This is a genomic window from Bradyrhizobium sp. Leo170, from assembly GCF_004296405.1.
In the GTDB taxonomy this organism is placed as follows: Bacteria; Pseudomonadota; Alphaproteobacteria; order Rhizobiales; family Xanthobacteraceae; genus Bradyrhizobium.
Genome location: NZ_PSRR01000355.1, coordinates 1 through 8,874 on the forward strand (window position 1 = coordinate 1; position 8,874 = coordinate 8,874).

7 protein-coding genes and 3 pseudogenes are annotated in these 8,874 nt (G+C 64.4%); 5 read left to right on the forward strand and 5 right to left on the reverse strand.

Annotated elements, in window-relative coordinates; translation table 11 throughout:
* The coding region (locus CWO89_RS36480; protein ID WP_165421476.1) for a toprim domain-containing protein at positions 1-187 on the forward strand (187 nt) is incomplete at its 5' end.
* Here the strand turns inward: CWO89_RS36480 and CWO89_RS36485 are convergent.
* From CWO89_RS36485 to CWO89_RS48370, 3 genes are all read right to left on the reverse strand, one after another.
* A complete protein-coding gene (locus CWO89_RS36485) occupies positions 184-624 on the reverse strand; it encodes a type II toxin-antitoxin system VapC family toxin (protein WP_130583229.1) in 441 nt (146 codons plus the stop codon). The two genes, CWO89_RS36480 and CWO89_RS36485, sit on opposite strands and share 4 nt — an antisense overlap.
* Complete coding sequence (locus tag CWO89_RS36490; protein ID WP_130583230.1) at positions 624-863, reverse strand: FitA-like ribbon-helix-helix domain-containing protein; 240 nt, start codon at positions 861-863, stop codon at positions 624-626. Before CWO89_RS36490 ends, CWO89_RS36485 begins: the two co-directional genes overlap by 1 nt.
* A gap of 128 nt (positions 864-991) precedes the next feature.
* Positions 992-1,309, reverse strand: coding sequence for a hypothetical protein (locus tag CWO89_RS48370; RefSeq protein WP_245476742.1), 318 nt, complete (start codon positions 1,307-1,309; stop codon positions 992-994).
* On the opposite strand from CWO89_RS48370, the pseudogene CWO89_RS36495 reads away from it, so the two are divergent.
* From CWO89_RS36495 to CWO89_RS36505, 3 genes and pseudogenes are all read left to right on the forward strand, one after another.
* A pseudogene (locus CWO89_RS36495) lies at positions 1,199-1,748 on the forward strand (DUF1419 domain-containing protein). The gene CWO89_RS48370 and the pseudogene CWO89_RS36495 overlap by 111 nt on opposite strands.
* A gap of 11 nt (positions 1,749-1,759) precedes the next feature.
* The gene (locus CWO89_RS36500) at positions 1,760-2,320 is read left to right on the forward strand and encodes a hypothetical protein (protein ID WP_130583231.1); all 561 of its coding nucleotides are present in this window, start codon (positions 1,760-1,762) and stop codon (positions 2,318-2,320) included.
* A 151-nt stretch (positions 2,321-2,471) separates the two neighbouring features.
* Positions 2,472-7,561: pseudogene (locus tag CWO89_RS36505) on the forward strand (helicase-like domain-containing protein).
* Here the strand turns inward: CWO89_RS36505 and CWO89_RS36510 are convergent.
* Positions 7,558-7,986, reverse strand: coding sequence for a type II toxin-antitoxin system MqsA family antitoxin (locus CWO89_RS36510; protein WP_130583232.1), 429 nt, complete (start codon positions 7,984-7,986; stop codon positions 7,558-7,560). The pseudogene CWO89_RS36505 and the gene CWO89_RS36510 overlap by 4 nt on opposite strands.
* A gap of 2 nt (positions 7,987-7,988) precedes the next feature.
* A complete protein-coding gene (locus CWO89_RS36515) occupies positions 7,989-8,294 on the reverse strand; it encodes a type II toxin-antitoxin system MqsR family toxin (protein WP_130583233.1) in 306 nt (101 codons plus the stop codon).
* A 313-nt stretch (positions 8,295-8,607) separates the two neighbouring features.
* On the opposite strand from CWO89_RS36515, the pseudogene CWO89_RS48375 reads away from it, so the two are divergent.
* Positions 8,608-8,874: pseudogene (locus CWO89_RS48375) on the forward strand (hypothetical protein); the annotation flags it as partial.

The following is an 8,874-nucleotide window of genomic DNA, read 5'->3' on the forward strand; positions in this document are numbered from 1 at the left end:
CGCCATTCGAGCGCTGAGCGCGCGGCCGGGCGCGCGGCTCGTCGCGGCGACGGATAACAATCGGCAGGGAGAGGTCTATGCGGCGCGCCTTGAAACGATCGCGATTAACGCCGGCTGCAAGTACGATCGGCTTCGCCCGCAGGCCAGCGACTGGAATGAGGAACTGCGCGAGCGAGCCCGCGCCTAATGCGCACCCTTCCGAAGGTCCGAGAGCGAAACGCAAAGATGCGCGATTGCACTCGATGCGCGTTCGGCAATGGTGCGCAGCAGACGCGTATCCGCCGTCACAAATCTTGATCCGGTCCGGCGCGCGGCTATCAGATAGGCGCAGTCGTAGGCCGGATGCGAAAGCTCGATCGCGAGGCTTGTTGTCTCCTCAAGCAAGCCGGCCATGGGCAAGAGGTCGACGCCGGCACGTTCGAGCAGCCTCGCCGCCAGGACGGCCTCGTCGCGGGTGAGCTCGCCGCGCTGAACCTTTTTCCAAAGGATGTTCGCGCATTCTGGAATCAGAAGCTCAGGCGCCACGAACCGGAAACGCGACCGCAGATCGACAGCGGTGTCGGTCCCTTCTTCCTCCACGACCCATTTGATCGCAATGCTGGCATCGATGACGAGCGTCTCCATCAGCGCTCGTCTCGGCCTTCGCGCAGCAGAACCTCGGCAGGCGTCTGTTTGCGCGACGCGGTCAGTTTCCGCAGTTCGGCCGCGAGGCTGTCAAAGTCAGGCCCGCCCTCGCTTGCCAGGACCTGGCGCAGGATCTCGCGATGTTCGGCCTCCGCTGAGCGGCCGTGACGGGCCGCACGGATTTTCAGCTTCGCGATGAGGTCGTCGTCTAGATTGCGCACATGCAGATTCCCGGGCATGGATGCCTCCAATGCTCTCATTGGGAGCAATGATAGCGCTTCTTGTAGTCGTGGACAAGGTGGACAGGGAACGGAGCAGAAAGAGAAAGGTAAGGTGACACCCGGCTGCCGCATGCCCGCCGGCCGCGTCAAAGGTGAAGCTTCGCCCGCGTGCCGCGGCCCTTGACCCGGCCGGACGGAAGAGGCGGCCGCGGAGGAGGGGTCAGGAAGAGCTGAAGACGATGGCGAAATCGGAAAGATGAGCCGCGCTCCGGCCCGACGAGGCGGAAAGGAGCCCGCTCATGACCCTCTCTCCGATCCGCAAGGTCTATCAGGGCATCGCCGACCGCCGGCAGATGTTCCGCATGTTCGATCGCCGCGCGCAGCGGCCGAACCGTTGGGAGAACGACGACAGCGCTCTCTATCGCGGCGAATGGTTTGAGGTCGGCCAGGACGAGCACGACCATATGTTCGAGATCCTGCCGCCGTTCTGGATGACGCCTGAGATGTTTGCCTTGCGCGAAATTCCTCACCGGCAGCATCACCAGCGTCTTCTTCGCGCTGACGATCGATGGTCGTGTGCGCTACTTCCACGGCTATTGCGATCTTTACGACAAGAGCTCGCCGGATCGGATGCGCGCCGCGATCATCGAGCGGGAATCGCGGCCCACGAAGGCGATGTCACGCGAAGAGCGGCTCGAACACATCTGGTCGAGCGTACATGATGATTATCGCGGCTACGCTGGAGATCGCTGGGCCGAGCACCTGCGCGGCGAGCGCACGGTGCTGGTCTATGGCGGCCAGCGCGGCACGGTGCTGAAGCTGCTCGACCGGCTGACCGACGCGGAGATCGCCGCCAAGCTCCCGGTGCATCTGCGCTACCTGCCCGACGCTATCGCGGCGTGAGGGAGAGTGCCATGGCAGACTACTACTCCCCGACCGTGGTACAGCCCAACCTTCCTGCGGCGGATATGACGCCGCTGGAGCGGCTGATCCTCGATCTCGTCTTCGACGCGGAAAGCGAGGCAGACGGCATCTATTACTATTCGTGGTGCGGGCCGAGCGACATCGTCACTTTGTCGGTCGATGATCTGCGCGCCGCTTGCGAGGCGTCGCGCGGATACGGCGAGACCAGTATCGGCAAGCAGGTCGCCGCGCTGCTGGTGCGACATGACGCGGAGGCGGGCGACGATCCGCCGGAAGATATCGACGTCGATCTTACCGACACCGACAGCGGCTGGGGTCGGATGTTCCAGGACATCGTGCGCCGCTCCGCCACGATCGACAAGATCGTCGTGACCGCGGCGTTCACCTGCACGAAGATGCGGCCGGACGGCTTCGGCGGCAGCGTGATGCTCATCACCGCTGACGCCATCCGCTACCGCTCCACCGTCGATATGCTCGAGGAGTTCTGGAACGAAGCCGCCAAGGCGTCATCCACTCCGCGGCAACCTTCTCCGTCCGAAGAGACGTCATAGGCGGCGGGACCGCCCGAACTCCGCGACAAGCCTGGCGGACTTCGCGTTTCCGCTGCCGGGAGAACCGGCCCTCCATCCACCCGATGCGAACGCCATCGCCTGCCTGTCCGGCGGGACGATGGCACGCGCCTTCATCACAAGGAGATTTCCAATGGCGCAAGACGATCCCTTTATCCTCGATCTCTTCGGCAAGACCGCTTTGTCGTCGGGCCTCGGCCTCGGCGTGACCGCCTTTGCCGGCGGCCCTATCGCGGGGCCGGATAATGACGACGATCCCGATCCGTCGACGCCGGCCCCTGCGCGTCCGGCCGCGGCGGTCGCGCGCTCCAAATCGTCCACGCATCGCGCGCGCGGTGCGAATTTCTATCTCACCTCCGACCGCGCCCTGGCGAAGGGCTGGAAGGTTCGCGCGCACGACAACATCGCGGCGATCCGGCTTGCCGCCGCCATCGAGGCCGATGAGCGGCCGGCTCTGCCTGAGGAGCAGGAGCAGCTGATCCGCTTCACCGGGTTCGGCGCGTCCGAGCTCGCCAACTCGGTATTCCAGCGTCCGGGCGAGGCCGAGTTTCGCAAGGGGGGGAGGCGATCGGATTAGACCTTGAGGATGCCGTCGGCGATCTCGACCATGCCTCGCTCGCGCGCTGCACCCAGTATGCGCATTTCACGCCAGAGTTCATCGTCCGTGCGATCTGGGCAGGCCTGCAACGTCTGGGCTGGCGTGGCGGCCGCGTGCTCGAGCCCGGCATCGGCACGGGGCTGTTTCCGGCGCTAATGCCGGAAGGGCTTCGTGATATCTCCCATGTCACCGGAATCGAGCTCGATCCGGTCACGGGGCGTATCGCAAGTCTGTTGCAGCCGCGGGCGCGGATCGTCACCGGCGATTTTTCGCGCACGGTGCTGCCGGCGAGCTTCGACCTCGCGATAGGCAATCCGCCCTTTTCTGATCGCACCGTGCGATCGGATCGTGCGTACCGGTTGCTGGGCCTTCGCCTGCATGACTATTTCCTCGCGCGGGCGATCGACTTGCTGAAGCCGGGGGCGCTTGCGGCCTTCGTGACCAGCTCGGGCACGATGGACAAGGCGGACACCTCGGCGCGCGGCCATATCGCCAGGACCGCTGACCTGATCGCCGCCATCCGGCTGCCCGAGGGCAGCTTCCGCGCCAGCGCCGGCACCGATGTCGTCGTCGACATCCTGTTCTTCCGCAAGCGCAAGATCGGCGATCCCGAAGGTAATCGATCCTGGCTCGAGGTCGACGAGGTTCGGCCGGCGACGGAGGATGAAGGCGCCATCCGCGTGAACCGCTGGTTCGCTGACCATCCTGAGTATGTGCTCGGCACGCACAAGCTCGCCTCCGGTCCCTTCGGCGAGACCTACACATGCCGTCCCCGCGACGGCGAGGACCTCGACCTCGCACTCACGGCCGCCGTTGCGCTCCTTCCGGAAGCCGTCTACGACGGCGAACCCGACATGATCGATCCCGATCTGGAGGACTCCGACGATCACGCCGCGGCCGATCTTCCATCCGATCGGCATGTGCGTGAGGGCAGCTTCTTCTTCGACAAGGCCCACGGCCTGATGCAGATTCTCGACGGCCAGTCCGTCGCCGTAAAGGCCCACAGGAACCGTAGTGTCGACGGTATCCCGGAAAAACACGTCCGGATTATCAGGAAGCTGATCCCGATCCGCGATGCCGTGCGCGAAGTTCTGAAGGCACAGGAGCTCGACCGGCCGTGGAAGGAGGCGCAGGTCAGGCTGCCCATCGCCTGGTCGAGCTTTGTTCGTGACTTCGGGCCGATCAACTTCACCACTATCTCGCTATCGGCAGACGAGGAAACTGGCGAAGTACGCGAGACGCACCGCCGCCCCAACATCCAGCCTTTCCTCGACGATCCCGATTGCTGGCTGGTTGCCTCAATCGAGGACTATGACCTCGAGACCAATACCGCAAAGCCCGGTCCGATCTTCACCGAGCGCGTGATCTCGCCGCCATCGCCGCCGGTGATCACCGGCGCGGCCGACGCGCTGGCTGTTGTGCTCAACGAGCGCGGGCGTGTTGACATCGACCACATTGCAGAGCTCTTGCATCGCGGCGCCCAGGACGTCGTCGCCGAACTCGGCAGCGCGATCTTTCGCGATCCGACCGATGGATCGTGGCAGACGGCGGACGCTTATCTGTCGGGCCATATCCGCGACAAGCTGAAGACGGCGGAGCCGCGCTCGACCCGTCCTATGAGTGCAACGTCACGGCGCTGCGAGGCGTGCAGCCTGGCGATTTGCGCCCCTTCGATATTACCGCGCGGCTTGGCGCGCCCTGGATTCCGGCCGCCGATGTCGTCGCCTTCGTCAAGGAGATGATGGAGGCCGACATCAGGATCCATCACATGCCCGAACTGGCCTCATGGACCGTGGAGGCGCGTCAGCTCGGCTGGATGGCGGCCGGCACGTCGGAATGGGGCACGGATCGTCGGCATGCCGGCGAGCTTCTCGCGGATGCGCTGAACAGTCGCGTCCCGCAGATTTTCGACACCATCAAGGAGGAGATGAGCGAGCGGCGCGTGCTCAATGTCGTGGACACCGAGGCCGCGAAGACGAAGCTGCAAAAGATCAAGGACGCCTTCCAGCGCTGGATCTGGTCCGATCCCGATCGCACCGACAGGCTGGCGCGGGTCTACAACGACCGCTTCAACAACATCGCGCCACGAGCCTTCGATGGCTCGCATCTGAAGCTCCCGGGCGCCTCTGGCGCCTTTGTTCTTTATGGGCATCAGAAGCGCGGCATCTGGCGCATCGTGTCGGCGGGCTCGACCTATCTCGCCCACGCGGTCGGCGCCGGCAAGACCATGACGATGGCGGCCGCCGTCATGGAGCAGCGCCGGCTCGGCTTGATCGCCAAGGCCATGCTGGTCTGCCTGGCCACTGCCTCGCGCAAGCGGCGCGCGAGTTCCTGGCGCTCTATCCCAATGCGCGCATCCTCGTCGCGGACGATGCCAATTTTACCAAGGACAAGCGCCAGCGGTTCCTGTCCCGTGCGGCGACCGCGACATGGGATGCGATCATCATCACCCATTCCGCCTTCCGCTTCATCGGCGTCCCGTCGGCCTTCGAGCAGCAGATGATCCAGGACGAGCTGGAGCTTCACGAAACTTTGCTGACCAAGGTCGAGAGCGACGACCGTGTCTCGCGCAAGCGGCTCGAACGGTTGAAGGAGGGTCTGAAGGAGCGGCTGGAATCGCTCTCGACTCGCAAGGACGATCTTCTGACCATCTCCGAGATCGGCGTCGACCAGATCATCGTCGACGAGGCGCAGGAGTTCAGAAAGCTCTCCTTCGTCACCAACATGTCGACGCTGAAGGGTGTCGATCCGAACGGCTCGCAGCGCGCTTGGGACCTTTATGTGAAGTCGCGCTTCATTGAGACGAAGAACCCCGGCCGGGCGCTTGTGCTCGCCTCCGGGACGCCGATCACCAACACGCTCGGCGAGATGTTCTCTGTGCAGCGCTATCTGGGTTACGAGGCGCTTTCGCAGCGCGGGCTGCACGAGTTCGACGCCTGGGCCTCGACCTTCGGCGATGTCTCGACCGAGCTCGAGCTTCAGCCCTCCGGCAAATACAAGCCGGTCACCCGCTTCGCCACCTTCGTCAACGTTCCGGAGCTGATAGCCATGTTCCGCTCCTTCGCGGACGTGGTGCTGCCCGAGGATCTGCGTCAATATGTGAAGGTGCCGGGGATCTCGACCGGCCGACGACAGATCCTAACGTCCAAGCCGACAGCGGCCTTCAAGCGCTACCAGATGCTGCTCGACGAGCGCATCAGGGCGATCGAGATGCGCGATCGACCGCCGGAGCCGGGCGATGATATTCTTCTCTCCGTCATCACTGCCGGTCGCCACGGGGCGATCGATTTGCGTCTCGTCGATCCGAACGATGACGACGAGCCGGAAAACAAGCTCAACAATCTCATCGCGAACGCCTTCCGCATCTGGAAGGACACCGCGGAAAACACCTATGTGCGCCCGGACGGCAAGCCGTTCGAGCTTCCGGGCGCCGCACAGATGATCTTCTCCGATCTCGGCACGATCAGCGTGGAGAAGAGCCGCGGCTTCTCGGCCTATCGCTGGATTCGCGACGAGCTCATCCGCATGGGCGTGCCCGCATCGGAAATCGCGTTCATGCAGGATTACAAGAAGTCAGAAGCGAAGCAGCGCCTGTTCGGCGATGTGCGCGCCGGGAAGGTTCGCTTCCTGATCGGTTCCTCCGACACGATGGGCACCGGGGTCAATGCGCAGTTGCGCCTCAAGGCCCTGCACCATCTCGACGTACCCTGGCTTCCGTCTCAGATCGAGCAGCGCGAGGGCCCCATTGTCCGCCAGGGCAACCAGCCCGACGAGGTCGATATCTTCGCCTACGCGACCGAGGGCTCGCTCGACGCCACGACGTGGCAGAACAACGAGCGCAAGGCCCGCTTCATCGCGGCCGCGCTCTCGGGCGACACCTCGATCCGGCGGCTCGAAGACCTGGGCGAAGGTCAGGCGAACCAGTTCGCCATGGCGAAAGCGATCGCATCGGGTGACCCGCGCTTGATGCAGAAGGCGGGGTTAGAGGCCGATATCGCACGGCTCGAACGGTTGCGTGCCGCCCATATCGACGACCAGCATGCCGTTCGTCGCCAGGTGCGCGATGCTGAACGCGAGATCGAATATTCGACCCGGCGCATCGTGGAGATCGGACAGGACATCCAACGCCTTGTGCCGACGACGGGCGAGGCCTTCGCCATGAGCGTGCAGGCAAGCGCTATGCCGAGCGCAAGGAGGCCGGCCGCGCGCTGATGAAGGAGATCCTGACTCGCGTCCAGCTTCAGCAGGAAGGTGAGATCATCATCGCCTCGATTGGTGGCTTCGACCTCGAATATACGGGCGAGCGCTTCGGACGCGAGGGCTATCGCTACGGCACCATGCTGATGCGCACCGCCGCCGAGTACGAGGTTGATCTGTCGGTCACGGTGACGCCGCTTGGCGCGGTCTCACGCCTCGAGTACGCTCTGGATGATTTCGAAGAGGAGCGGGAACGCTTTCGCCAGCGACTCGCCGATGCGCGCCGGCGCCTTGCGGCCTACCAGTCGCGCGAAGGCGGCGACTTCGCCTTCGCCGGCGAGCTCGCGGACAAGCGCCGGCAACTCGCCGAGGTCGAGAAGGCGCTTGCGGCGGCCATCGCAAGCGAGGCCAAGACAATCGCCGCTTAGGCGCTCTCGCGCAATTCCTCGATCAGCTCGGGATGCTGATCGAGGAGCCGCAACAACTGGCTGGTCGGACCACTCGGCTCGACCAGGCCACGCTCATACTTGTCAAACGCATTCTCTCCGACTTTGAGCAGGCCGCCCGCCTCGCGCTGCGATAGCTTCAGCTTCTCGCGCACCCGTCTGATCGTGGCAGGCGAGGGAATACCTTCGATCTCTTCCTTCAAGGCCCGCAGCGCCGCATCGGTCACGGCCATGTCGTCCCCGAAATGGATGCCATCGTCGCCGTTGTCCGGATAATAGCCCGGCAGCTCGACCGTGATGCTCTTGCCCTTGTAGGTGACGATTAACGCACGAACGCCGCGGCGCAGCGTTTCGCCGGTCTCCGGAGAGACCATCGTGTCGGGCAGGTCCGTCTTCGATACTGCCATGGTCATTTCTCCTTGAACGACATGACCGTGAACTCGGTCACGACGTCGGCCTGGAATTTCACGTAGAGCGTCATGCCGCGCGCCGGGACGTGGTAGACGTCCTGCCAGACGCGATGATCCGCGAACGTGGTCATCGACTTGTAGAACATTCGCCGCTCGATCCCTGCCATCGTTTCGACGACCCCCGCGCGATCAAAGCCCAAGGCTAAGGCGTCGCGCAGCGCGGATGACGTCATCGCAAGCGTCTCGACCGACCCGAACGCCGTCTTGATCGCTTCGAGGTCGTAGGTCGGACGCCTCTTCTCCATGCTTCTATATGCCACCATTATGGTGGCGCTTCAAGCCTGCGATTCTAGGAATTGGAGAGGAAAGGGGTGAAAATGGATGAAAGCAGCCCGCTCGCAGACCGGGCGGGCCGCCGGCGCTGAAGCTCAACCGCCGCCTGCGCGATCCCGGCCCGTCGTCCTGCGCAAGGGCCTTTGGCCCCGCTGGTCCTGCCGGCCAGGGATGCTCGGCCGCAGTTGCACCGGCCCGTCCGCTCCGCGGGCCGGGTGATGTCTTCGGAAAGAAGACGAGAAAGGCCGGTCGAGCCGGCCCGCAACCCCAAAAAGGAGCATTCCCATGCATCTCATGAAGGTCGATCCGCGCGCGCTGAAGGAGAACTTCGACCGTCTGCGCCAGACCAAATCCACCCCGCAGGCCGACGCGTTGCTGCTGGCCACGATCAAGGCCGTCGGCATCGTGCAGCCGCCCCTCGCGCTCTGCGCTCGAATCCTCGTGCAAGGACACGCCGGTCCTTCCGCGCCAGCGCGCGAAGGACCCCGCGCCGCGCTCGCCGAGCACTTCAAGGACGGACGCTTCGTCCACTCCGCCGCGCTCTTCGCACCG

Excerpts from the sequence above, each read along its gene's own strand:
- CWO89_RS36490 (WP_130583230.1), bottom strand. The coding sequence starts at position 863 with ATGCCCGGGAATCTGCATGTGCGCAATCTAGACGACGACCTCATCGCG.
- CWO89_RS48370 (WP_245476742.1), bottom strand. The coding sequence starts at position 1,309 with ATGGTCGTGCTCGTCCTGGCCGACCTCAAACCATTCGCCGCGATAGAG.
- CWO89_RS36515 (WP_130583233.1), bottom strand. The coding sequence starts at position 8,294 with ATGGAGAAGAGGCGTCCGACCTACGACCTCGAAGCGATCAAGACGGCG.
- CWO89_RS36500 (WP_130583231.1), top strand. The coding sequence starts at position 1,760 with ATGGCAGACTACTACTCCCCGACCGTGGTACAGCCCAACCTTCCTGCG.
- CWO89_RS36510 (WP_130583232.1), bottom strand. The coding sequence starts at position 7,986 with ATGGCAGTATCGAAGACGGACCTGCCCGACACGATGGTCTCTCCGGAG.
- CWO89_RS36485 (WP_130583229.1), bottom strand. The coding sequence starts at position 624 with ATGGAGACGCTCGTCATCGATGCCAGCATTGCGATCAAATGGGTCGTG.